The organism is Algibacter aquimarinus (genome assembly GCF_039543265.1).
Taxonomy (GTDB): Bacteria; Bacteroidota; Bacteroidia; order Flavobacteriales; family Flavobacteriaceae; genus Algibacter_B; species Algibacter_B aquimarinus.
Window position 1 is genome coordinate 948,714 of record NZ_BAABJK010000004.1, and the last position, 23,093, is coordinate 971,806.

The following is a 23,093-nucleotide window of genomic DNA, read 5'->3' on the forward strand; positions in this document are numbered from 1 at the left end:
GTTAATAGTTATCTTTGCATCGCCTAAGCGGATTAAACATTTTGGTAAGCGAATTTAACCAAATTAAGCACTAATCCCAATCAAGTTTAGGTTTTTAAAACAAAAAGAAAAATTACTATGAGTACAAAAACGATTCCTTACGTAGCTAGCAAAGTAAAAGACATCTCCCTTGCTGATTGGGGACGAAAAGAAATAGAGTTAGCCGAAGCTGAAATGCCAGGTTTAATGAGTCTTCGTGAAGAATACAAAAACGAGCAACCTTTAAAAGGAGCACGTATAGCTGGATGTTTACATATGACGATTCAAACTGCGGTTTTAATAGAAACTTTACAAGCTTTAGGCGCAGAAGTAACTTGGAGTTCATGTAACATATTCTCAACACAAGACCAAGCTGCCGCTGCTATTGCTGCTGCCGGAACATCAGTTTATGCTTGGAAAGATATGACTGAAGAAGAATTTGATTGGTGTATAGAGCAAACTTTATTCTTTGGAGAAGATAGAAAACCATTAAATATGATTTTGGATGATGGTGGCGATTTAACCAATATGGTTTTAGACCAATACCCAGAATTAGCAGCTGGAATTAAAGGGCTTTCTGAAGAAACTACAACAGGTGTACACAGATTATACGAGCGTGTTAAAAACGGAACATTGCCAATGCCAGCTATAAACGTAAATGATTCTGTAACAAAATCTAAATTCGATAATAAATACGGATGTAAAGAAAGCGCAGTAGATGCAATTAGAAGAGCGACTGATACTATGCTAGCCGGAAAACGTGTAACTGTTTGTGGCTATGGCGATGTTGGAAAAGGTACTGCTGCATCATTTAAAGGCGCAGGAAGTATTGTTACAGTTACTGAAATTGATCCTATTTGTGCACTTCAAGCAGCTATGGATGGTTTTGAAGTTAAAAAACTTGAAACTGTTGTTAGCAATTCAGATATCGTTATTACAACAACTGGAAATAAAGATATTGTTCGTGCAGAACATTTCCAAGCTATGAAAGACAAAACCATAGTTTGTAATATTGGGCATTTTGATAACGAAATTCAAATGGCATGGTTAAATGATAACTATGGGCATACCAAAAACACCATCAAACCACAAGTTGATAAGTATACTGTTGATGGTAAAGACATCATCATACTTGCCGAAGGGCGTTTGGTAAACCTAGGCTGTGCAACAGGCCATCCTAGTTTTGTAATGAGTAACTCGTTTACTAATCAAACTCTAGCACAAATCGAGCTTTGGAATAATGCTGATGCTTATAAAAATGATGTATATATGCTACCAAAACATTTAGATGAAAAAGTAGCAAAACTACACCTTGAAAAAATTGGTGTGGAGCTTACAGAGCTTAAAGAAGATCAAGCTAAATATATTGGCGTAACGGTTGAAGGGCCTTACAAGCCTGAGCATTACAGGTACTAAAAAAACGTCATTGCGTGGAGTTTGCGAAGTGGCAATCTCTTTAATGGAATATAAAACACAAAATCCCGAGCAGAAATGTTTGGGATTTTTTTTGTTTTAAAAAAAGTTAGTAATCTCTATATATCTTTTATCCAAAGCTAAATAATGTAGATTACTAAATACTTAATGTTATTTAGAATAAATATAAATAATTTTGTATATTTGTTTATAACTTTAAAATGGTGCGACCAATTATGAAAGATTAAAAGATTTAAATGGCTAAAAAAGTGCAGTGTTAGAGCTGCTATTATTTACTATCACTCTAATGATTTAGTAAATCAACTTTCTTCAAATGAAACAAGTTACGTTTTAGTAATTTGTTTAATTATTTTCTTAATAGATGAAATATTTGAACCTCCATAAGTTAGGTTAATACTAATCCACCAAGTCCTCCTCAAAGTACCACCACAGACTAGAATCAATAGACTGTTTCATCTTATTTATATCTGCATCGTCTTTTAAAAAAACAGTAATACTTTCACAAGCTCTATTTCTAGCTATACCGTCACAAATCTCGATATCTTCTATTTCTTTAAAATGCTCTAAATGCTTTTTTATTCGAGTGTCTAAAGATTCGTCACTTAAAAAAATCTTAATGGTAGGTTGCGTTGGGGAGTTTCTAATTTCAGATCTAAATGGCAACATAATTAAATAGTTTTGAAGTTATATAACATAAAATTATTAACGCAATAGCTTAAAGTTAAGCATTTTATTAATACCTTTTAAGTAAATTTTTAAAATGAGTAAAAGGCGAATAGACATTTTAAATAGATTAATATCTAAAATAGAGTCGCATATACCTAAAAAAGATATTAAAAACAATGCGATTTCAAAAGCTGATATTGGTTGGCAATTAGACCATTCTTTAAAAGTTATAAATGGTGTTTGTAACATTATGTTAAAAACAAAACCTGAAAAGTATACAAGAGACTTTAATATGATGCGAAGTATTTTATTCCCATTATGTTATATCCCAAGAGGGAGAGCAAAAGCACCTAAAATAGTTATCCCACCAGATGTTATTTTAGAGGAGGAATTAACAAGTCAATTACAAGAGGCTAAAATTAATGTTGAAAAAACAAAATCGCTTCCAGAAAAATCTCATTTTAGGCATCATGTTTTTGGAATGCTTTCAAAAAAGCAAACGCTTCGTTTCCTTGAAATTCACACCAAACATCACTTAAAAATTGTTGATGATATTTTGAAGTAAATACTTTCTATTCTAGAAGCTTCAATTTAGCCAAATCATGAAAAAAGAAATTCTTTTCTTCATTCATTGAAACGAATAAACCATTAGGGTATTTATTGCCTAAAGCTTTAGTAGTAACTTCGCAACCATCTGTTCCTAAAGTGCCTAAATTAAGCTCTTTTATAAAAGTATTAGTTTCTAAATTAAAAATATTAAAAGTGCCTGCTTGTTGATTTGAAACAATTAAAAACGATTTATCATCATATTTAGCAATAGCTATTCCCTCAATATCTCGTTTAAAATATTGACCTCCAAAACAGAGAATTTCTTTATCGCCATCCGAGGGTTCTGCATGATATTTACGAATGCAATGCATCTCATCAGAATAATATATAATACCAGCTTCGTCATCAACAGCAATAGCTTCAATTTCTTTTTTACCGCTAAACTTCCCAAACTTTCTAACCAATTTAGAATGTATCCCTAAACTATCTGATTTAATCAAATACTGGTATAAGTAGTTATTTTCTGGACCTGTTTTTCTTCCAACAATAGCATATAAATTATTATCTTTTGGCGATTTATATATAGCAACACCCATTGGCAAATTTGCATCTAACTCCGTAGCATCAGAAAAAACTGGAAACCCTCCATTGTCTAATGGTTTCATATCTGGAACAGAAAATAACCTGATTTTTTGACGTTCTCGTTCTGTAAAAACAATAACATCCGTTTTACTAGAATCGTTGAGTTTAAAACCGTATTCCAAATCGATATTATTAGGACGTTTAAAACCTTTAATAGTCTTTTCCTGAATTATTTTCCCATCTAAATCGAAAGCATAAATTGCTCCTTCTGTATTTTTATCTGTACCGAAAATAATACTTTTTGAAGCATCTTTTGGATTAACCCAAATCGCTGGATCATCGGTATCATGTAACGTACTTTCTGTAATTACATCTGGCGAAATCTCGGGCAATTTCTTATTGCAAGATATCACCAGAAGAATTACAAAAATTAGCGAATTTTTCATTTAAATATTATTGCTTTGTCCTTTTAAATAAATCGTATTTTAAACCAAAAGTAATACGTCTTCCGTAAAACTCTACTTGCTGGGTTCTAGCTTTTACACCCTGAAAATAACGTAAAGGTTGGTCTGTAATATTATTCAAATCAAAATAAACACGAACTACATCACTTATTGCAAAAGACGCATTGAAGTCTAAGAAAAATTGCTCATCATAATATCTGTCTTCAAAAGCATTTCCACCAATTTCATCAATGTAAGCATTTGACAAATTAGCTGATAAACGTAAATTTAATTTTTTGCCTCCATAGGCCAAAGATCCGTTGAACATATTTGGTGCCGTTCCTGGTAAATCTAAATCTGTGCGTTCGTCTCCATCTTCATTTCTAATACCATCTGCACTAGATGTTAAATACGTATAGTTTAAAAATATGCTGAAGTTTTTAGCAAAACCTGGAAGGAAATCTAATTGACGTTGAAATGAAAACTCAGCACCTGTTACACTGGCGTTATCACCATTTTGGGGTTGAAAAGCATCAAAACCTGTTGCCGCATCTTGAAATTGGAATGTATAAATAAAATCTTCAATCCTTTTATGAAATACACCTCCTGAAATAATACCAACACTTTTAAAATAATGCTCTGCCATTAAATCGAAACCCATTGATTTTGTTGCACTTAATTCTGGGTTACCAAAACTAACTTCTTCATCCTCATTTGCTACGTTTCTAAATGGAACTAAATCTATATAGTTTGGTCTTGCTAGCGTGTTTGTCCATGCGAAACGTAACACCGTATTTGGATTAAAATTATATTTAAAATGAACACCTGGTAAAATATTCACATAAGAGTTATCTTCATTGATTTCGCCTGAAGCAGCCTCATCAAAATCGCCGTCGTCATCAAAAACAACAAGATTACCAGTAGTTTCTATTTCTGTATTTTCAACACGCACACCGGCAAGTAGAGATAACTTATCTGATAATTGTTGATTTATCATTGCATAACCTGCGTAAACATCTTCTTTTACAAGATAATTTCCAGGTAAAAATTCTTCAACTAACAGTTCATTTTCAAAAGAAGCTTCATTAAATAAATCTAACGTACCTAAATATTCAGGATCTACATATGCCCCAGCAATATATTTACTACCCGCTAAATAATCATTATCTGTTTTATCAACTAACGGTAAGTTAATCATGCTATCAAAAAAACTATTTGTAGGTTCAAACTCAAAAAAATCATTATCTCTATCCTTCTCTTTAAACCTTAAACGTCCACCAAACTTAACAAAACCCTCTCTATCGTTTACTAAACTTAAAGGCATTTTAAAATTAGCAAAAAAGTTATAGTCTTTTTCTTCAGTAAACTGGTTTTCCTCAGTAATTCCATTTAATGTATATCGACTTAAAAGGACATCGCTTGAGTTTGCTGGAATAATTAATGGAAATCTTTGATTTGCAAAATCGGTAGTGAATGGAATTGGATCTCCCCCAGCAGTTTCTTCCAATTCATATTCAATGTAGCGTTCATTTAAACGTTCTTCTGATGCGCTTGCAAAAGATGCTAACCAATCAAACTCCATATTCCCAAATAAGTGCTCGCCACCCAAACTATAGTTTTGCATGCGTTGGTCTTCCAAACGTGTGTTTTGATTTCTATTATTATCAATACCGCCTTTAGTTTGTCTTCTTATTTCACCTTGATAGCCAATAATATCCTCGGTACCATCTTCAAAAATAGGTTCTATAGAACGATAACGTAGTCTGAAACGGTTTTCGCGATCGTCTCTCCAGTTATACATTGTTTTTAAGAATAATTTATTATTAGCATTAAAAGTATAATCAAGATTTGCTGAAAAACTTCTTCTAATACGTTGTACTAAATATGTTCTAATATCCGATTCTTCAACAAACGGGTTAACATCAATATCATCTCCCGTAATCGGACTTTCAGCTTCATTTACCCATTCTGCTTCCACATTATCTGAACCAAAATCTGTATCGTTAAATGATGCAGCAACCATCCATCCAAATTTACCGTTTTTAGTTCTATCTCCCATTAAAAATGAACCGTTAACAATACGTTTGTTTGTAATGAAATTTACACCAGACCCCAGTGTTGTAGATATTCTAAATCCTTCTGGAGATGTTCTAGTTACCAAATTTACAGAGCCACCTAAAGCATCGGCATCCATATCTGGTGTTACAGCTTTGTTAACTTCAATAAGCTGAATCATATCCGCGGGGATTAAATCCATCTGTACATTTCTATTATCACCTTCTGCAGACGGTATACGACTTCCATTTAACGTTACCGAGTTTAACTGTGGTGCTAAACCACGAACGATGATATTTCGTGCTTCACCTTGATCTACCTGCATAGTTATACCTGGAATACGTTTAACAGCGTCTCCAATATTTGCATCTGGAAATTTACCTATTTGATCTGTAGATACTACATTTGTAATATTCTGTTTGTTTTTTTGAGTATTTAAGGCTTTTGCTTGCCCGCTATTATAACCATTAATAACTACACCATCAAGCTCTAACGCTTCTGGCATTATAATAATAGTTACAGATACTGTTTTATCTGGCTCTACTACCACATCCTTTGTAGTTGTTGCATAACCCAAGTAATTTACCTTTATTGTTTGTGTTCCAACAGGAACATCAACAATTAAAAAGTTTCCATCTTCATCAGAAATAGTTCCTTTATTTAAAGATTCAATTAAAATATTACTGAAAGGCACTTTTAATCCATTATCATCAATTATAACGCCTTGAATGTTTCCTTCTTGAGATAGTGCTATAAAAGAGAAAAGTAAAGTAAATAGTGTTGTTAAAACGTAATTTTTTTTCATCATTTTTGTTGGTTAATTAATTTATTCGAAATAACAAAAATGATTAAAGAAGTCTTTTAAGGGGTTTTTAAATTACCGTTATTAATACATAAAAAATACCCCTAATTGATAATTACTTAACATTAAATAAAACTTTGCTAAATATTGATTTTAAAATATGAAATAAAAAAAAAGCCCTTTCTGAAAAAACAGAAAGGGCCTTATTATTTTAAGAAATGTTTTTATTAAACCTCAAAAGGTACAACAGAAACATAAGATTTGTTATCCTTTTTCTTAGTAAATTTTACTACACCATCAACATAAGCGTGTAATGTGTGATCTTTTGAAGAATAAACATTTTCACCAGGGTGATGTGTATTTCCTCTTTGTCTAACGATAATGTTTCCAGCTAAAGCTGCTTGACCACCAAAAATCTTAACACCTAAGCGTTTCGATTCTGATTCTCTACCGTTTTTCGAACTTCCGACTCCTTTTTTATGTGCCATTGTCTTAAGTTTTTATATTGTTAAACTTAGTGTTAGCTATTAAGCTTTACCACCATCTAATTCGTCTTGCCATTTTTTAAGCTCATCCCATTTGCCATCAGCAGCTAATTTAGCTTGTGCTGGCCATGTATCTGTTACGTGGTTTCCACGAACACCTGCAATGATTTCTGAAATTTTAGCTGGTTTTGCTTTTGCTAAATCAGCAAATGTTGCAATTCCTGCTTCAACTAAAGTTGATGCTATTTTTGGACCAATACCTTCAATTTTCTTTAAATCGTCAGCTTTTCCTGTTGCTTTTTTAGGAGCAGCCTTTTTTGGTGCCGCTTCTACTTTAGGCGCAGTTACTTTTGCTTCTGCTTTTGGTTCAGCTTTTTTAGTTTCTTTCTTCGGAGCTGCTTTTTTAGCTCCAGAAGCAGCAATGCTCTCAATTACGATTTCTGTTAAAGATTGTCTGTGCCCGTTTTTTACACGGTAACCTTTACGTCTTTTCTTTTTGAAAACTATCACTTTATCACCTTTAAGGTGCTTTAAGACTTTTGCTCCTACTTGAGCTCCGTCTATAGCCGGGGCGCCTACAGTTACTTTGTCACCATCTCCAACTAAAAGAACATTATCGAAAGAAACTTTCTTACCTTCTTCAGTTTGTAAACGGTTAACAAAAACTCTTTGGTCTTTTTCAACTTTGAATTGATGCCCTGCTATCTCTACAATTGCGTACATAGCGTAACGTTTTTATTAATTAATCTGTTAAAAAAATGAGTGCAAATATACTCCTAATTAATTAATCTACAAACGTTTTATTTATTTTGAGGCATATTTCTGCTTATTTTAAAAAGTTGCATCACTGTTAATGTAGAGACTATTGTTGTTGCAAAACCCATAATAGCAACAATAAAGGTTATTAAGCCAGCATTAATATTAAAACCCCCATTCATAGAATTTAGTAATTCTGGAAGAAAAGCTGCGTTTAGTTCTGTAGAATAGACCAAGAAAAATAAGGTAAAAACTACCGTGGCAATACTACCTGTAATCATACCAGTTTTAAAACCATCTGCATATGAAAACGTGTCTGCGTATCTTAATTTATAAATGCGAATAACTTCGTAAATGCCAAAAGCGGTAATTACTGCATTAAAAAAACTAAATACTGGATTTGTATGTAAATTAAACAAAGCTAAAAGTAAAAAGTAAGCGATTAATACGGCGCTTGTAACAAGTCCAAATCGTATTGCCATTGTTATATTTTTCATGATAATTGAATTAATTTAGTTATAGTTTTAATCTTATTTGCTCCATTAAAATACTTAATAACTTCCAATTTTTTAACAAAAAAACCATAAAACTTATTTATGAAACTACTGTTAACAGTTATATTTTGTAATTTTGTTAGTATAAAACTGTAAAACATTTCAAAATGAAAATCATAAAAAATATCCTAAGTTTATTATTAATTGCTACTGTTATTTTCAGTTGCAAAAACGAAGTTAAACCTGAAGTTAAGACTGTTGAAGCAGAAGCAGTAAAAGAATTAGACCCAAACGCTACTTATGCGAAAGCAGAATTTACAATTGATGGAATGACTTGCGAAATTGGATGTGCTGCAACTATTCAAAAAAAGATTTCTAAAATGGAAGGTGTAAAATCTGCTAAAGTAAATTTTGATAAAAAATTAGCTATGGTAGAGTATGATGAGGCAAAAGTAACGCCTACTCTACTAACAGAAACAGTTACCAAAGTAGCAGATATATACTCTGTTTCTAACATGAAAACTGTAGACTCTTTTACAACTAAAAAAGCATGTGCTGCAGATTGTAACAAAGCATGTTGTGCAAATAAAACCGAAGCTGAAAAAAAAGCTTGTGCCGCAGATTGTAAAATGGCATGTTGCAGCAAAGAAAAAGAAGCTTAATTTAAATTATAAAAAATTATATAGCCTTTCAGTTTTGAAAGGCTTTTTTTATTTCCATTTTAAAGTTTCCATAATATGGATAATATCTTTTTGAAGATAGTTTGCTGCTGGTAAAATAGAATCGTAATTAGGTTTTGCTTTGAAATACACTGAACCTGTTAAAAAATGATTAACACTATCTGTTACATAAAACTGTGCTGGCGAAGCTACATCTCCTTTTACTTCAGATAGCACTCCATAAACTTTTCGCTCACTATTTTCATAAGGATAAGCTGGAATTTCATCAGCTTTCTTAGTATGTTCTAATGTAAATTTTTGAGCATCTCTTAAAAAATCTTTCAAATTCTTTTCATCACTACCTATAGCTTTATAAGTTAAAAAAATAGTCCCATTTAATAGTGGATACTCTAAATTAACTCCGTAGCTTTCTGTAGGCGCTTTTAAGTTTTTTGCCTGTACATTGGTTGCAAGTAGGTTTTTTTCAAAGGCAAAAGGTAATTCTAAATTTATGCTAGTATAAATAGCTTTAGGATAATCTAATCTTAATTCTGCCTTTGGCTTCGGCACATAGTCTTCATCTCCACATGAGAAAAACAAAAAAGCATATAAGAATAAAAAGCTTTTAAAGTAGTATGACAGGTTAGTTTTCAAAATTATCAAGTTTTACATTATTCTTTAATACATCTTATACCTACACCAAGTAAAATAGAATTGTCTGAATACATAATAGTTGGCTCATTAAAGAGTTGCACCCATCTTCTTGTTAAAGATGAATTAATTTCGCCATTACTAACATTAGATGTTCCTAAACTAGAAATTATTTCTGATGCAGTGGCTGTGCCTCCGGCAGCAACGTATCCATTTGGTAAAGCATTAAAATTAACAATATTTGTACCACTACTGGAAGAGTCTAACCAACCAATAGTTGATTTTAAAGCTGTAGCTTCTTCTCCAGAATTACCACTATTACTTAAATAATTTTCTAACTCAATAAAATCTTGTTCAGAAGGTATGCGCCATCCCTTAGGAGCTAATTTACCACTTTCAATAGCAAAGTGATTATACATGGCTCCGTAAAAATCAAAAGGTAATTCGTTCGTATAAACACCATTTAAATCTGATGTTTCAGCCCATTGATATAATGGCTTTTGGTCATTTAAACTGCCCCAATCCATACCAAAAGCCCACTCGGTTATTGGAGTGCCATCGTTTAACTTGGTGGTTTTTAAATTTTCAAGCATCCAAACTTGATGTCCAATGGTTATGGTGCTATATATATTTCCATCAATATCAGCAACAGTTTGGTCTACATTTTTTGTACCATTCTCATCATCATTGTTTGAGCAAGAAAAAAAGACTAATAAAAATAATAATGCAGAATATTTAACTTGCTTCATTTTAGAATTTCGAATTATAAATTACAATATGGTGAATTTTATCAACTTAATCCTTTTTTTATCCATTGCCTCAATAGTAAAAACGTAATTTTCGAAATTTATTTTGCTATTTAACTTAGGGAAGCTTCCTGAAATTTCTAAAACGAAACCTGCTATAGTTTCTGCTTCACCTTTGTTTTCTTCAAAAATTGCACCATCTTCTAGTTTAATAATTTTATAAAAATCTTTTAAAGCTGTTTTACCTTCAAAAACATAATTATTTTCATCTAATTTAGAATACGTTAAATCTTCATCATCAAACTCATCACTAATATCGCCTACAATTTCTTCAATAATATCTTCTAAAGAAATTAAACCAGAAGTTCCTCCGTACTCATCAACTACAACAGCTAAATGCACTTTCTTTTCTTGGAATTCTGCCATTAAATCGTCTAGCTTTTTATTTTCAGGTACAAAGAAAGGTTCACGTATTAGCTTCACCCAATTGAATTGCTTTCTATCTATGTACGGTAATAAATCTTTAACATAAAGAATCCCTTTTACCTTATCTATATTATCTTCATAAACAGGAATCCTGGAGTAGCCATTAGATACAATTTCTGATATAATTTCTGAATATTTTTGATCTACATTTAAGGCGAAAATATCAATTCTTGGGCGCATTACTTGTTTGGTATCCGTATTGCCAAACGATACAATTCCTTGTAAAATTTTATGTTCTTCTTTTGTAGTATCTTCCTCGCTTGTAAGCTCCAAAGCTTGGGATAGTTGATCGACACTTAAATTAGATTTTTGCCTACCTAATTTATTATGAATTGCCAAAGTTACACTTCGCATTGGCAAACTAATTGGCGACAAAACAACATCTAAAACACGTAATGGGTAAGCCATAAAACTAGCAAATTTCAAGTTGTTCCTACTGGCATAAATTTTAGGTAGTATTTCTCCAAAAAGTAAAATTAAAAAAGTAACAATTATAACTTCAATAGCAAACTGAAGTATTGGGTTGGTAATACTTTCAAATAAATCTGTACCCAAATAGGCAAACAAAATTACTATGGCTATATTTATAAAATTATTTGCAACTAAAATAGTGGCCAATAACTTTTTAGGACGCTCTAACAACTTTGATAATATTTGAATAGGTCTTGGTTGATCTTCTAAACCCTCTTCTATATCGGTTTTAGACAACGAGAAAAGAGCTACCTCTGCACCAGAAATAAGTGCCGAACATATTAAGAGAAAAAAAAGCAGTAAGTAACCAAAAGCAAATGAAAAATCAATTGCCAATAAAAAGGTTTTAAAACTGGAAGGGTCAGGATCCAAGTACTATGGTTTTAGTTAAACATAGTATTCTCGATTTAAAATCTAGAATAACATTAAAATGGGAGATCATCGTTATCATCTTTAACAGGTTCGGGGGCAACTTTTTTATTCTCTGCTGGTTTTTGAGCGCCTTGACTTATAGCTGCATTATTTTCACTTTCATTTTTAGTTGACAAAAAAGTAAAATCGTTACATTGAATCTCTGTTGAATACCTATCATTGCCTTTATCATCCGTCCACTTTCTGGTTTTCAATCTACCTTCAATATATACTTTGTCGCCTTTACTTAAATACTTCTCACAAATTTCAGCACCTTTATTTCTAACTACAATATTATGCCACTCGGTATTGGTAATACGCTCGTTAGTTTGTTTGCTTACATAAGTTTCGCTGGTAGCAATAGGAAAACGCCCAACACAGCCACCTCCCTCAAAATAATGCATTTTAACATCATCTCCTAAATTCCCAATAAGCATTACTTTATTTAATGTGCCTGACATAATGTGTTTTTTTAAGAAGGCAAAAATAAATAATTGCTCTTCATTTCTTTAAAATTAATAAAAAAATATGATTGTTAATACCAAACTATTAGAAATTAAATTCTTCAATAAAATTTCCTATTAAAATGGGCACCGCAAATTCTTGTGCTTTAGATACTGGCACACCTTCAATGGGAAGTTGTTTTGTATTGATAATCCAAAACTTAGTATATAAATGTTGGTGAGATAATTTGTGTACTAACAACTCCTTATTATATAAAGAATATTCAAAAGGCATATCATTCAACAATTTGTGATTCTCTACTGCTTTTTCAAAAGATTCTATTTTCAATTCATTTTTCGTTTCAATTAAAGGAAACTGATATAAGTTTTGCCAAATTCCTTTTCCCTCCCGCTTTTCTAAAATTGTTTTACCATCTTCAGAGACAAATACTAAAAAATTGAAATACTTCTTTTTTGCTTTTGCAGATTTGATTTTAACTGGTAATTCGTGAATTTTATTTTTATTGAAAGCAATACAACTATTGTTTAACGGACATATATGACAATATGGGTTTTTGGGCTTGCATTGAGTAGCACCAAACTCCATAATGGCTTGATTAAATTCAGCCGGATTATCTTTATCAATTAATTCTTGCGCTAGAGCTTTAAACTCTTTCGGCCCTTTTGTAGAGTTTATGGGAGTACATACACCAAAATAACGCGATAAAACTCTGTATACGTTACCATCAACAACAGCCGCTACTTCATTAAAACAAATAGATGCTATAGCACTTGCTGTATAGTCACCAACACCTTTTAACTTTAAAAGGTCTTTATAATTGTCAGGAAACGTTCCTTTAAGCTCTGAAGCAACATACTTAGCTGATGCATGTAAATTTCTAGCTCTAGAGTAATACCCTAAACCTTGCCAGAGTTTTAGCACGTCACTTTCATCTGCTTTAGCTAGATCAAAAACCGTTGGAAATTTGCCAACAAAAGCTTGGTAATATGGTAAGCCTTGTTTTACCTGAGTTTGTTGCAAAATAATTTCAGACAACCAAATACAATAAGGCTCTTGGGTTTCTCGCCACGGAAGATTTCGCTTATTATTTGAATACCAGTGTATTAAGGTTTTTGAAAATATCATCAATTCATTTAATCGAGGAAACAAAAATAAACGTTTATTATATTAAATTTTAGTGAATTAGGTTTGAAATATTGAATATTAAATGCATATATTTGCATCCCTTTTATAATTATATAGTAACAAAAAAATAAAATATTAAAAATGACGAAGGCTGATTTAGTAGCAAAAATTTCTGATAAATTAGGAATTGAAAAAGGAGATGTTCAAGCAACTGTTGAAACATTTATGGAAGAAGTAAAAACTTCTTTAGAAAGTGGAGATAATGTATACTTAAGAGGTTTTGGAAGCTTCATTATTAAAACTAGAGCTGAAAAAACCGGTAGAAATATTTCTAAAAATACGACTATAAAAATTCCAGCTCATAATATCCCTGCATTTAAACCTGCAAAAGTATTTGTTGAAGGTGTAAAAACGAATGTAGACGTTAAATAAAAACATAAAAAGAATTATTAATTAAAAAAAGACACTATTTATGCCAAGTGGTAAAAAACGTAAAAGACATAAGGTAGCGACGCATAAGCGTAAAAAACGTAGACGCGCTAACCGTCACAAAAAGAAAAAATAAATCGAAAAAGTAGTTAGACTAGCTACTTTTTTTGATTTTAAAAAGTAAACGTTCTTTGAAATGAGTTCACTAAAATTTCACACTTAAACAAGTGCTTTTTGAACTCCACGGATTTAAAAATCCTGTGAAGTCTATTAATAAATTATTTATAGACAAATAATGTATAATCCATCTGTTACACTTAACAATGTAATGGAATTAAAATTAACTAAATGGATAAAGAATTGATCATTAGATCTAGTTCCGAAGAAGTTGATTTTGCCTTATTAAAAGATGGAAAACTTATTGAATTACAGAAAGACGAAGATGGTAATAACTTTTCGGTTGGTGATGTGTTTATAGCCAAAATACGAAAAGCTGTTCCTGGACTAAATGCTGCATTTGTTAATGTAGGATATGAAAAAGATGCATTTTTGCATTATCATGATTTAGGGCCAAAACTTCCTTCTCTTTTAAAATTCACAAAACGTGTAAGCACAGGTAAACTAAAAGATTTTTCTTTAAAAAATTTCCCATTTGAAAAAGACATTGATAAAAACGGCAAAATTGCCGATGTCTTAAAATCAAATCAGTCGCTATTAGTACAAATAGTAAAAGAACCTATATCAACCAAAGGGCCTAGAATTAGCTCTGAGCTTTCTATTGCCGGAAGATATATAGTTTTAGTTCCTTTTTCTAGTCGTATTTCTATTTCTCAAAAAATAGAAGATCGTGAAGAAAAAGACCGATTAAAACGGTTGGTTAAAAGTATCACACCTCAAGGGTTTGGTATTATTGTTCGTACTGTAGCACAAGGCAAAAAAGTAGCTGAACTAGATAAAGATTTACAAAATTTGCTTAGTCGTTGGACGGCAATGTGTAAAAAGCTACACAGAGCGCATCATCCTACCAAAGTTTTAGGAGAAATGAATAAAGCCTCGTCAATTTTACGAGACATATTTAATGATACCTTTACTGGAATTACAGTAGACGATGAAACGCTTTATTATCAAATTAAAGATTACGTGCAAGAAATTGCGCCAGAAAAAGAATCAATAGTTAAATTGTATCAGTCTAAAAATCCAATTTTTGAAAAATTTGGAATTGAAAGACAAATAAAAACCTCATTTGGAAAAACTGTTTCTATGGCTAAAGGTGCCTATTTGGTAATTGAACATACCGAAGCATTGCATGTTATAGATGTAAACAGTGGCAACAGATCTAACAAAGCCAATAACCAAGAGGATACAGCATTAGAAGTTAACTTAATCGCAGCTACAGAAATGGCTCGTCAATTACGCTTGCGTGATATGGGCGGTATTATTGTAGTAGATTTTATAGACATGACCAATGCTGCCAATAGGCAAAAGCTCTTTAATCATCTTCGTGATGAAATGAAAGATGATAGAGCAAAACATAAAATATTGCCGCCAAGTAAATTTGGATTGATACAAATTACAAGACAACGTGTTAGACCAGAAATGGAGATTAAAACGCGCGAGGAAAATCCAGACGCTATTATCAATGGTTCTGAAATTGAAGCACCAATAGGTTTGGTGCAAAAAATAACACAAGACTTAGAGAGACTATTAAAAAAAGACTACAAAAAGATGACTTTAAACACACATCCTTTTATAGCTGCCTTTTTAACTAAAGGTATTCCATCTGTTCGTTCTAAATGGTTTTTAGAACATAAAAAATGGGTAAAAATTTTACCAAGAGATGCTTACACATACTTAGAATATCATTTTTTTGATAAAGATGGTAATCAAATTAAATAATTAAAAAACCCGCTACTTTTTTAAAGTTAGCGGGTTTTTGTTTTATAATACAATTAAGGCGCAGGATTAGGAATGACCTGATGTACTGCATCAATCTGTTTTAAAACTTCATCAGTTAAAAAAATATCAATACTAGCAATATTTTCTTTCAGCTGTTCTAACTTAGTAGCCCCAATGATTGTGCTAGTAACAAAGGGGCGCTGACTAACAAAAGCTAAACTCATTTGTGCTAAACTCATGTTGTTATCTTTAGCAATTTTTAAATATTTATTTGCAGCTTCAGTAGCTTTATCACCACTATATCTCGCAAATCGTGGAAACAATTTAAGACGTGCATTATCCTCTGCTGTACCTTTTATATATTTTCCAGATAGCACACCAAATGCCATTGGCGAATATGCTAGTAAACCAACATTTTCTCTTAAAGATACTTCTGCTAAATCGGTTTCAAAAGTTCTGGTTAACATTGAATAAGCATTTTGTATAGTTGCTACTCTTGGTAAATTATGGTGTTTTGATTCTTCTAAATAACGCATAGTTCCCCAGGAGTTTTCATTAGAAATACCAATGTTTCTAATTCTTCCTGCTTTTATTTCAAGATCTAAACTGTGAAGAATTTCATTAAAATTATCTTTCCACTCATTGTCTAGTTTAAAATTTCTAACGCCAAATCGATTAGTATCACGTTCTGGCCAATGCAGTTGGTATAAATCTATATAATCGGTTTGAAGTCTTTTTAGCTCTAAATCGATAGCTTCTTTAATTGCACTTGGTCTAAACCCAGTGGTTCTGATATGTGCTGTATAATCGCCACCTCCAGCAATTTTAGACGCTATAACAACTTTATCTCTATTACCAGATTTCTTTAACCATGTTCCAATAATTTCACTGGTTCTTCCACTAGTTTCAGCTGTTGCTGGTACTGGATATAACTCTGCAGTATCAATAAAGTTAACACCTTTATCAAATGCATAATCCATTTGCTGGTGTCCTTCGGCTTCGGTATTTTGGTTTCCCCAAGTCATTGAGCCTAAACATATTTTACTAACTTTTATATCGGTATTTGGTAAGGTTGTATATTTCATGTAATTTTTTGAACAAATTTAAAAGATAAAAACCTTTTAAAGAATAATTCTCTAAAAGGTTTTTATGATTACACTATCAAATAAAACGATAGGTGAATTTTAGGGTATTTTTGATATTTAATTTTCGTTTAAGAGTTTAGAAAGTTCATCTAATTTTGGTGTTAAAATAACCTCAATACGTCTGTTTTTAGCTTTACCTTCCGGAGTATCATTAGTAGCAACTGGTGCAAATTCTCCTCGTCCTGCAGCTGTTAAATTCTCAGCATTTATATTCGCATTTTCTCTTAAAATATTTACAATGGAAGTGGCTCGTTTTGTAGACAAATCCCAGTTACTTGTTAAAGTTCCATTACCTTTATATGGCACATTATCTGTATGACCCTCTATTAAAACTGCAATGTCTGGATTATCTCCTAATACATTTCCTAGCTGCTGCACAGCTCTTCTTCCCTCATTTCCTACTGCCCAACTACCCGAACCGAATAATAACTTATTCTCCATAGATACATATACTTTACCATCACGTTGTTCTACAGTTAATCCTTTACCTTCAAAATCTGTTAAGGCTCTTGAAATTGCATTTTTTAATGCTGTCATTGCAGCATCTTTTGAAGCGATAACACTTTCTAATTCTGCTACGCGGTTAGAACGATCTTCTAATTCTTTTTTAAGTTTTTCTAGTCTTGCGTTTTCTGTAGCTAAAGCTTGTTCTTTTGCTTCTAATTGCGCTAATAATTCTCTATTTTTTTGAGAATTAGCAGCTATAGCAGCAGAACTGTTTTTCTCTAAGGCATCATAAGATGCTTTTAAATTATCATAATTTGATTTGGTTGCATTATAGTCGGCCTGTAACTTATCACGCTCTAAAACAGCTTCTTCGTATGCAGATTTCAATTGTTTTAATTCGTTCTGTGCTGCCGTTTTGGCTTTAGACAATACATCGTTTTCATCAGAGAGTTTTCTGTTTTCTTGTTTTAAATTAGCATATTTATCCTCTAATTCTTTATACACTTTTGGGGACACACAAGAGGTTATTAAAACCAATGTTATTAATAAAAATGAAATGTTTTTAATCATGTTAGGTTTATTTATATTCAAGTTCTATTTATTTATTTCTACTAGTATTGGACAGTGATCGCTATGTACAGCGTCCGAGAGTATAACGGCTCTTTTTATGTTTTCTTGTAAAGGTTCTGAAACCATTGCATAATCTAATCGCCAACCTTTGTTATTTGCTCTAGAATTAGCACGATAACTCCACCAGCTATATTGTTGTTTTTCAGGGTTTAAATATCTAAATGAATCTATAAAACCATTGTCTATAAAACGCCCTATCCATTCTCTTTCAATAGGTAAAAACCCAGAGACACCTTTCATTTTTGGATTGTGAATATCAATTTCTTCGTGACATATATTATAATCTCCACAAATAATAAGATTTGGAATATCCTTTTTTAAGTTATTTATATACTCCTGAAACATATCCATATATTCCAATTTATGATTTAAACGGGCATCATTTGTACCTGAGGGCAAATACAAACTCATAACGGAAAAACCATCAAAATCCACTCGGATATTACGTCCTTCAAAATCCATCGATTCAATACCTGTGCCATATTCCACATGATTAGGTTCAATTTTACTTAAAACAGCAACACCACTATATCCCTTTTTTTGCGCACTAAACCAGTAATTATAGTTATAGCCTGCTTCCTCAAACAAACTTAAATCTAGTTGCTCTTTCATTGCCTTAATTTCTTGCAAACAAACCACATCTGGATTTGCTGCTTTTAGCCAATCTATAAACCCTTTGTTTAGAGCTGCTCGGATACCATTTACATTATAGGATATAATTTTCATGCTTCTTTTTATAATTATAAGATCTTATCTGTCTAGAGATTATAAGTTTTTTAAAAAACTATATTCATTTTAGCTAAAATAAATAATGCGTTACTTTTACACTATTATTTTAAACCTCTTTTAACGAAAAGTATTAACAAAATATTTTAAGCTTTTTGTAGTTTAATTACCTGATGAAGTATATTATTACTTTTACGCTTTTCTTTATTGGTTTTTGTGGGTTTTCGCAAAACCAAACATCTAACTACAAAACTATAAAAGTTGCTGTAAACGATACCATTCTTATAGATAGTGTGAGTATTAACTCAAGTTGGTTTTCAATTAAAAAAAAGAATAATATTACTATTGATTCTACTTTTTACAAGGTTGATTTTGGTAAAGCTCTTTTAACGTTTAAGAAGCCTATTGAAACAGATTCTGTAATAATAAATTATTTAAAATTTCCAGACTTTCTAACCAAAACTTACAAGCAATTAGATGATAATATTATAGTTAAGAATACAGATAATATTCAAAAACTATATCAATTATCTCAAGCTAATGACAAAAAAAACTTTATCCCTTTTGATGGCTTAACAACATCAGGAAGTATTTCGCGTGGTGTAACTATTGGCAATAATCAAAACTCAGTTTTAAACAGTGAATTAGACCTTCAAATTACTGGAAAACTGAATGATAAAGTTTCTTTGAGAGCATCCATTCAAGATGCTAATATTCCGCTGCAAGAAAGTGGCTATTCACAACGATTAGATGAGTTCGACCAAGTTTTTATTGAGCTATTCAGCGACAAATGGAATATTCGTGCCGGAGATATCGATTTACAAAATAACCACTCCTATTTTGCTCAATTCTCTAAACGCGTACAAGGGTTGTTAGTTAATGTAAACTTAGGTGAAGAAAGCACTAAAACTAATTTATTTGCTGCTGGAGCTTTGGTTCGTGGGCAGTTTACCACAAGCCAGTTTATTGCTCAAGAAGGCAACCAAGGCCCTTATAAATTACAAGGACCAAACGGCGAGTTATTTGTTTTAATCGTTTCTGGTAGTGAAACAGTTTATGTTAACGGTGTTGCAGTAAAACGAGGAGAAGACCAAGATTATATAATTGATTATAATGCGGGAGAAATCATTTTTAATTCCACGTATCCTATAACTTCAGAAATGCGTATTACTGTAGATTATCAATTTAGTGAACGAAATTATTCTAGATTAGTTGCTTATGGGGGGACACGTATTGAAAGTGATAAGCTAAATATTGGAGTTTCAATATACTCTGAGAATGATGCTAAAAATCAACCTTTACAACAAAATCTATCAGAAGAACAAGTTGCAATTTTAGCCAATGCTGGAGATGACAGAGCGCAAATGGTGGCTCCATCAGAAGTTCAAGAATCTTTAAACGAAAACAGAATTTTATACAGAAAAGAACTTATTGGCGGCATTGAGGCTTTTGTTTTTTCAAATAATCCAGATGATGAATTATTTAGAGTCACCTTTACAAGAGTTGGACCAAATCAAGGAGATTATAATTTAAGTAACATCAATGCCATTAACAATATATATGAGTTTGCCGGTTTAAACCAAGGTGAATATGCTCCAGTTGTGCAGCTTGTTGCACCAACTAAACTTCAACTTGCTGTTATAAATGGAACTTATAAACCTTCTGAGAAAACAAATATTAATTTTGAGGCTGCTGCCAGTAAAAATGATTTAAACTTATTTTCTAATTTAAATGATGATGATAATAATGGTTTTGCCGGTAAATTAAATATCAAACAACTTATTGTTAAAAATGATAGTCTTTGGAATATTAATGCTGTTTTTGATAGCGATTATATTAGTGATGACTATAGAAACATTGAAGGCTTATATAACCCAGAATTTAATCGTGATTGGAATCTGGATTTGAATAACTTAAACGGCATTGGGAACAACCTTGGAAACCAATTACTTTTAAATTCAGGATTTCAAATTTTTCATCCTAAAAAAGGGGTTATTAATTATCGATTTGAACATCTAAATTTTTCTGATGGTTTTAATGGAAATAGGCATGTTACGAGGGCAAATCTTCAATTCAATAATTTAAGTATCATCTCAAATTCTAGTTTTTTAAATGCTAACTCTACAGTAAATAATTCAACTTTTATAAGATCGCATAACACTGTTGCCTATGGCATGAAAAATAGTTGGTTAGGAACAAAAATAGCTATTGAGGACAATGAACAAAGAGAAATAGCCACTCAAGAATTAACACCTTTAAGTCAGAAATTTAAATCTTACGAACTGTTTTTGGGAGTTGGAGATAGCACCAAAATATTTGCTGAAATAGGTTATAAAAACAGAGTAAATGATAGTATTAGAAATAACGAATTACAAAAAGTAAATACTTCAAACACCTTTTATTTAAATGCTAAACTGGTTCAAAATAAAAATACCAATTTATCTATTTATGCTAATTATAGAACACTTGACAATGAAGACGATACGGTTGATGATGAGCGTTCTATAAATTCCAGAATACAATACAACCAAAAACTGTTTAAACAAATTATACTTTGGAATACTATTTTTGAAACTAACTCGGGTACACTACCACAACAGGATTTCACCTATGTTGAAGTAGAAGCAGGCCAAGGTACTTACACTTGGAATGATTACAACGAAAATGGGATTCAAGAACTCGAAGAGTTTGAAATTGCACAATTTCAAGATGAAGGTAAATATATTAGAGTACTATTACCTAATCGAGTTTTTGTTAAAACGCATCAAAATAGGTTAAGCCAAACGTTAACTTTAAATCCATCTCAATGGTCTGTGAGCGAAAAAAAATCACAGAAATTCTGGTCACACTTTTACAACCAAACCACATATTTAATTGATAGAAAAATAAGGCGAGAGGATAATAGTTTTAACCTAAATCCTTTTGAAAGTAGTTCTGAAAACCAATTAGGGTTACAATTAAATTTTAGAAATGTCTTGTTTTTTAATCGTGGTAAACAAAACTATACAACCTCTTATACGTATTTATCCAACACATCTAGAAACACCTTATCAATTGGATTTATTGAAAATAGTTTGCAAAGTCATCAAATAAACTTTAATCATAAAATTGCTGAAAACTGGCTTATTAATCTCCTTTCAGCTTTTGATAACAATGAAAGTATTAGTGAAAATTTTACAAGTAGAAATTTTAATTTTGATGAAACCCGATTAAATCCAAAAGTATCTTATTTGTTTAATGATAATTCTCGTTTTGATGTGTTTTATCAATATGCGAGTAAAGACAATACTATTGGTAATTTAGAATCTCTAAATCAACAAAAATACGGTGCCTCTTTCACCCTAACAAATCAAGAAAAAGGAGCTATAAATGGAGAGTTTAATTTTTTTTCAAATACGTTTACAGGAAATGCAAATACGCCTGTAGCATACCAAATGTTAGAAGGTTTACAACCAGGAAAAAACTTTACTTGGAGTTTATTAGCTCAAAAAAAACTAACTAATTTCTTAGACTTAAATTTAAGCTATTTTGGAAGAAAAACAGAAACAAGTAGAACCATACACACGGGTTCTATCCAACTAAAAGCTTATTTTTAAAAGTTAGAATTATCAATTTTATTTAAAATTAATATGATAGATTTTACTGCTTCTACGTAAAATTTTGGATTAATGTTTTCGAAATCATCTGTTGGCTCATGATAATCTTTGTGGTCCTCAACTCCAAAATATAAAAACGGAATCTCTTTCTTATGAAAGTTAGCATGGTCTGATGCGTAAGTCCAATTATCTAAGCCATCGTAACCATCATGTCCGGGTAAAACAGAAATTTTTTTTGATTTTTTAGAATTTGACAAAACATATTTAAGCGACTTATTATATGCCGTCCCAGCAACATATAATTGATTTTTATCGCTTCTACTTATCATATCTAAATTAACATTAAGACTTATAGTTTTTAAATTTAAGCTAGTGTTGTTTACGAAATATTTAGAGCCTCGAAGCCCTAATTCTTCAGCATCAAAAGCTGCTAAAATAATAGAATGTTTTGGTGGGTATTTTTTATAATATTCTGCAAAGGCAAATAGTGCAGATACACCAGAAGCGTTATCATCTGCCCCATTATAAATTTCTCCTTGCTTTATACCTTCATGGTCATAATGCGCACTAATAACTATATGTTTTTTTGATAAAGATGTTCCTTTTATAAAACCCAAGACATTTACACCATCATAATATTGCCCACGATGGTAAAACCTAAAAGGTTGCTCGTAGCTTTTACCCTTTTTTAACACACCTAACTTATAAAACTGATTTATGATATACTTTTTTGCACGTTTAGCACCCACAGTACCAGTTCGTCTTCCTTCGTAAAAATCTGAAGATAATGTTTTTAAGTTCTTTAAAAGATTCGTTTCATTGAATAAACAAACATTGTTAACCTCAATATTTTGTGCATTAACACCAAAAAAAGAAATAAGAAATAAAAGGAAAAAAGAGAAAGAAATAGATTTAAAATTCATTTA

At 31.5% G+C, this 23,093-nt stretch carries 21 protein-coding genes; 6 read left to right on the forward strand and 15 right to left on the reverse strand.

The features are described from left to right. Positions 1–117: 117 nt before the first annotated feature. Positions 118–1,434, forward strand: coding sequence for an adenosylhomocysteinase (ahcY, locus tag ABD939_RS06965; RefSeq protein WP_345166196.1), 1,317 nt, complete (start codon positions 118–120; stop codon positions 1,432–1,434). Positions 1,435–1,848: 414 nt separating this feature from the next. Here the strand turns inward: ahcY and ABD939_RS06970 are convergent, their stop codons facing one another. Then, positions 1,849–2,118: a hypothetical protein gene (locus tag ABD939_RS06970; RefSeq protein WP_345166198.1), complete on the reverse strand. Its 270-nt coding sequence runs from the start codon at positions 2,116–2,118 to the stop codon at positions 1,849–1,851. Between the two features lie 94 nt (positions 2,119–2,212). Between ABD939_RS06970 and ABD939_RS06975 the strand changes: the two genes are divergently transcribed. After that, positions 2,213–2,683: a DUF1569 domain-containing protein gene (locus ABD939_RS06975; RefSeq protein WP_345166200.1), complete on the forward strand. Its 471-nt coding sequence runs from the start codon at positions 2,213–2,215 to the stop codon at positions 2,681–2,683. A 7-nt stretch (positions 2,684–2,690) separates the two neighbouring features. Here ABD939_RS06975 and ABD939_RS06980 read toward each other — a convergent pair whose 3' ends face one another. From ABD939_RS06980 to ABD939_RS07000, 5 genes are all read right to left on the reverse strand, one after another. After that, a complete protein-coding gene (locus ABD939_RS06980; protein WP_345166203.1) occupies positions 2,691–3,695 on the reverse strand; it encodes a phytase in 1,005 nt (334 codons plus the stop codon). Positions 3,696–3,702: 7 nt separating this feature from the next. After that, positions 3,703–6,555 (reverse strand): TonB-dependent receptor, encoded by a 2,853-nt coding sequence (locus tag ABD939_RS06985; protein WP_345166205.1) that lies wholly within the window; start codon positions 6,553–6,555, stop codon positions 3,703–3,705. Between the two features lie 221 nt (positions 6,556–6,776). Further along, positions 6,777–7,037, reverse strand: coding sequence for a 50S ribosomal protein L27 (gene rpmA / locus ABD939_RS06990; protein WP_345166207.1), 261 nt, complete (start codon positions 7,035–7,037; stop codon positions 6,777–6,779). 39 nt (positions 7,038–7,076) lie between these two features. Continuing rightward, positions 7,077–7,757 (reverse strand): 50S ribosomal protein L21, encoded by a 681-nt coding sequence (gene rplU, locus ABD939_RS06995; RefSeq protein WP_345166210.1) that lies wholly within the window; start codon positions 7,755–7,757, stop codon positions 7,077–7,079. Positions 7,758–7,834: 77 nt separating this feature from the next. After that, positions 7,835–8,287 (reverse strand): DUF4199 domain-containing protein, encoded by a 453-nt coding sequence (locus ABD939_RS07000; protein WP_345166213.1) that lies wholly within the window; start codon positions 8,285–8,287, stop codon positions 7,835–7,837. Between the two features lie 164 nt (positions 8,288–8,451). Here ABD939_RS07000 and ABD939_RS07005 point away from each other — a divergent pair, with 164 nt between their 5' ends. Beyond that, positions 8,452–8,946 (forward strand): heavy-metal-associated domain-containing protein, encoded by a 495-nt coding sequence (locus ABD939_RS07005; protein ID WP_345166216.1) that lies wholly within the window; start codon positions 8,452–8,454, stop codon positions 8,944–8,946. A 48-nt stretch (positions 8,947–8,994) separates the two neighbouring features. Here the strand turns inward: ABD939_RS07005 and gldD are convergent, their stop codons facing one another. From gldD to mutY, 5 genes are all read right to left on the reverse strand, one after another. Next, complete coding sequence (gldD, locus tag ABD939_RS07010; RefSeq protein ID WP_345166219.1) at positions 8,995–9,597, reverse strand: gliding motility lipoprotein GldD; 603 nt, start codon at positions 9,595–9,597, stop codon at positions 8,995–8,997. A 17-nt stretch (positions 9,598–9,614) separates the two neighbouring features. Continuing rightward, positions 9,615–10,343, reverse strand: coding sequence for an FISUMP domain-containing protein (locus tag ABD939_RS07015; RefSeq protein WP_345166221.1), 729 nt, complete (start codon positions 10,341–10,343; stop codon positions 9,615–9,617). Positions 10,344–10,364: 21 nt separating this feature from the next. Further along, on the reverse strand, positions 10,365–11,669 hold the full coding sequence (locus ABD939_RS07020; protein WP_345166226.1) for a gliding motility-associated protein GldE: 1,305 nt from the start codon (positions 11,667–11,669) through the stop codon (positions 10,365–10,367). 53 nt (positions 11,670–11,722) lie between these two features. Next, complete coding sequence (locus ABD939_RS07025) at positions 11,723–12,169, reverse strand: single-stranded DNA-binding protein (protein ID WP_345166228.1); 447 nt, start codon at positions 12,167–12,169, stop codon at positions 11,723–11,725. An 88-nt stretch (positions 12,170–12,257) separates the two neighbouring features. Next, the gene (mutY, locus tag ABD939_RS07030) at positions 12,258–13,298 is read right to left on the reverse strand and encodes an A/G-specific adenine glycosylase (protein ID WP_345166230.1); all 1,041 of its coding nucleotides are present in this window, start codon (positions 13,296–13,298) and stop codon (positions 12,258–12,260) included. 141 nt (positions 13,299–13,439) lie between these two features. On the opposite strand from mutY, the gene ABD939_RS07035 reads away from it, so the two are divergent. Together ABD939_RS07035 and ABD939_RS07040 are read left to right on the forward strand one after the other, a co-directional pair. Then, on the forward strand, positions 13,440–13,730 hold the full coding sequence (locus ABD939_RS07035) for an HU family DNA-binding protein (protein ID WP_345166235.1): 291 nt from the start codon (positions 13,440–13,442) through the stop codon (positions 13,728–13,730). A 345-nt stretch (positions 13,731–14,075) separates the two neighbouring features. After that, positions 14,076–15,623: an Rne/Rng family ribonuclease gene (locus ABD939_RS07040; protein ID WP_345166238.1), complete on the forward strand. Its 1,548-nt coding sequence runs from the start codon at positions 14,076–14,078 to the stop codon at positions 15,621–15,623. Between the two features lie 53 nt (positions 15,624–15,676). Here ABD939_RS07040 and ABD939_RS07045 read toward each other — a convergent pair whose 3' ends face one another. The 3 genes from ABD939_RS07045 to ABD939_RS07055 all read right to left on the reverse strand — a co-directional run bounded on the left by ABD939_RS07045 (position 15,677) and on the right by ABD939_RS07055 (position 18,571). Next, positions 15,677–16,708, reverse strand: coding sequence for an aldo/keto reductase (locus tag ABD939_RS07045; RefSeq protein WP_345166239.1), 1,032 nt, complete (start codon positions 16,706–16,708; stop codon positions 15,677–15,679). A gap of 117 nt (positions 16,709–16,825) precedes the next feature. Beyond that, positions 16,826–17,785, reverse strand: coding sequence for an OmpA family protein (locus ABD939_RS07050; RefSeq protein WP_345166240.1), 960 nt, complete (start codon positions 17,783–17,785; stop codon positions 16,826–16,828). 24 nt (positions 17,786–17,809) lie between these two features. After that, positions 17,810–18,571: an exodeoxyribonuclease III gene (locus ABD939_RS07055; RefSeq protein WP_345166243.1), complete on the reverse strand. Its 762-nt coding sequence runs from the start codon at positions 18,569–18,571 to the stop codon at positions 17,810–17,812. A gap of 173 nt (positions 18,572–18,744) precedes the next feature. Between ABD939_RS07055 and ABD939_RS07060 the strand changes: the two genes are divergently transcribed. Further along, a complete protein-coding gene (locus ABD939_RS07060) occupies positions 18,745–22,167 on the forward strand; it encodes a hypothetical protein (RefSeq protein ID WP_345166245.1) in 3,423 nt (1,140 codons plus the stop codon). Here the strand turns inward: ABD939_RS07060 and ABD939_RS07065 are convergent. Beyond that, complete coding sequence (locus ABD939_RS07065; RefSeq protein ID WP_345166247.1) at positions 22,164–23,090, reverse strand: M28 family peptidase; 927 nt, start codon at positions 23,088–23,090, stop codon at positions 22,164–22,166. The genes ABD939_RS07060 and ABD939_RS07065 overlap by 4 nt on opposite strands. Positions 23,091–23,093 lie beyond the last annotated feature (3 nt).

What these genes read in the sequence shown, in the direction of transcription:
- ABD939_RS07025 (WP_345166228.1), bottom strand. Translation starts at nt 12,169, where the DNA reads ATGTCAGGCACATTAAATAAAGTAATGCTTATTGGGAATTTAGGAGAT.
- ABD939_RS07050 (WP_345166240.1), bottom strand. Translation starts at nt 17,785, where the DNA reads ATGATTAAAAACATTTCATTTTTATTAATAACATTGGTTTTAATAACC.
- ABD939_RS07005 (WP_345166216.1), top strand. Translation starts at nt 8,452, where the DNA reads ATGAAAATCATAAAAAATATCCTAAGTTTATTATTAATTGCTACTGTT.
- ABD939_RS07060 (WP_345166245.1), top strand. Translation starts at nt 18,745, where the DNA reads ATGAAGTATATTATTACTTTTACGCTTTTCTTTATTGGTTTTTGTGGG.
- ABD939_RS06975 (WP_345166200.1), top strand. Translation starts at nt 2,213, where the DNA reads ATGAGTAAAAGGCGAATAGACATTTTAAATAGATTAATATCTAAAATA.
- ABD939_RS07055 (WP_345166243.1), bottom strand. Translation starts at nt 18,571, where the DNA reads ATGAAAATTATATCCTATAATGTAAATGGTATCCGAGCAGCTCTAAAC.
- ABD939_RS06970 (WP_345166198.1), bottom strand. Translation starts at nt 2,118, where the DNA reads ATGTTGCCATTTAGATCTGAAATTAGAAACTCCCCAACGCAACCTACC.
- ABD939_RS06980 (WP_345166203.1), bottom strand. Translation starts at nt 3,695, where the DNA reads ATGAAAAATTCGCTAATTTTTGTAATTCTTCTGGTGATATCTTGCAAT.
- ABD939_RS06985 (WP_345166205.1), bottom strand. Translation starts at nt 6,555, where the DNA reads ATGATGAAAAAAAATTACGTTTTAACAACACTATTTACTTTACTTTTC.
- ABD939_RS07035 (WP_345166235.1), top strand. Translation starts at nt 13,440, where the DNA reads ATGACGAAGGCTGATTTAGTAGCAAAAATTTCTGATAAATTAGGAATT.
- rplU (WP_345166210.1), bottom strand. Translation starts at nt 7,757, where the DNA reads ATGTACGCAATTGTAGAGATAGCAGGGCATCAATTCAAAGTTGAAAAA.
- ABD939_RS07015 (WP_345166221.1), bottom strand. Translation starts at nt 10,343, where the DNA reads ATGAAGCAAGTTAAATATTCTGCATTATTATTTTTATTAGTCTTTTTT.
- rpmA (WP_345166207.1), bottom strand. Translation starts at nt 7,037, where the DNA reads ATGGCACATAAAAAAGGAGTCGGAAGTTCGAAAAACGGTAGAGAATCA.
- mutY (WP_345166230.1), bottom strand. Translation starts at nt 13,298, where the DNA reads ATGATATTTTCAAAAACCTTAATACACTGGTATTCAAATAATAAGCGA.
- ABD939_RS07040 (WP_345166238.1), top strand. Translation starts at nt 14,076, where the DNA reads ATGGATAAAGAATTGATCATTAGATCTAGTTCCGAAGAAGTTGATTTT.
- ahcY (WP_345166196.1), top strand. Translation starts at nt 118, where the DNA reads ATGAGTACAAAAACGATTCCTTACGTAGCTAGCAAAGTAAAAGACATC.
- ABD939_RS07045 (WP_345166239.1), bottom strand. Translation starts at nt 16,708, where the DNA reads ATGAAATATACAACCTTACCAAATACCGATATAAAAGTTAGTAAAATA.
- ABD939_RS07065 (WP_345166247.1), bottom strand. Translation starts at nt 23,090, where the DNA reads ATGAATTTTAAATCTATTTCTTTCTCTTTTTTCCTTTTATTTCTTATT.
- ABD939_RS07000 (WP_345166213.1), bottom strand. Translation starts at nt 8,287, where the DNA reads ATGAAAAATATAACAATGGCAATACGATTTGGACTTGTTACAAGCGCC.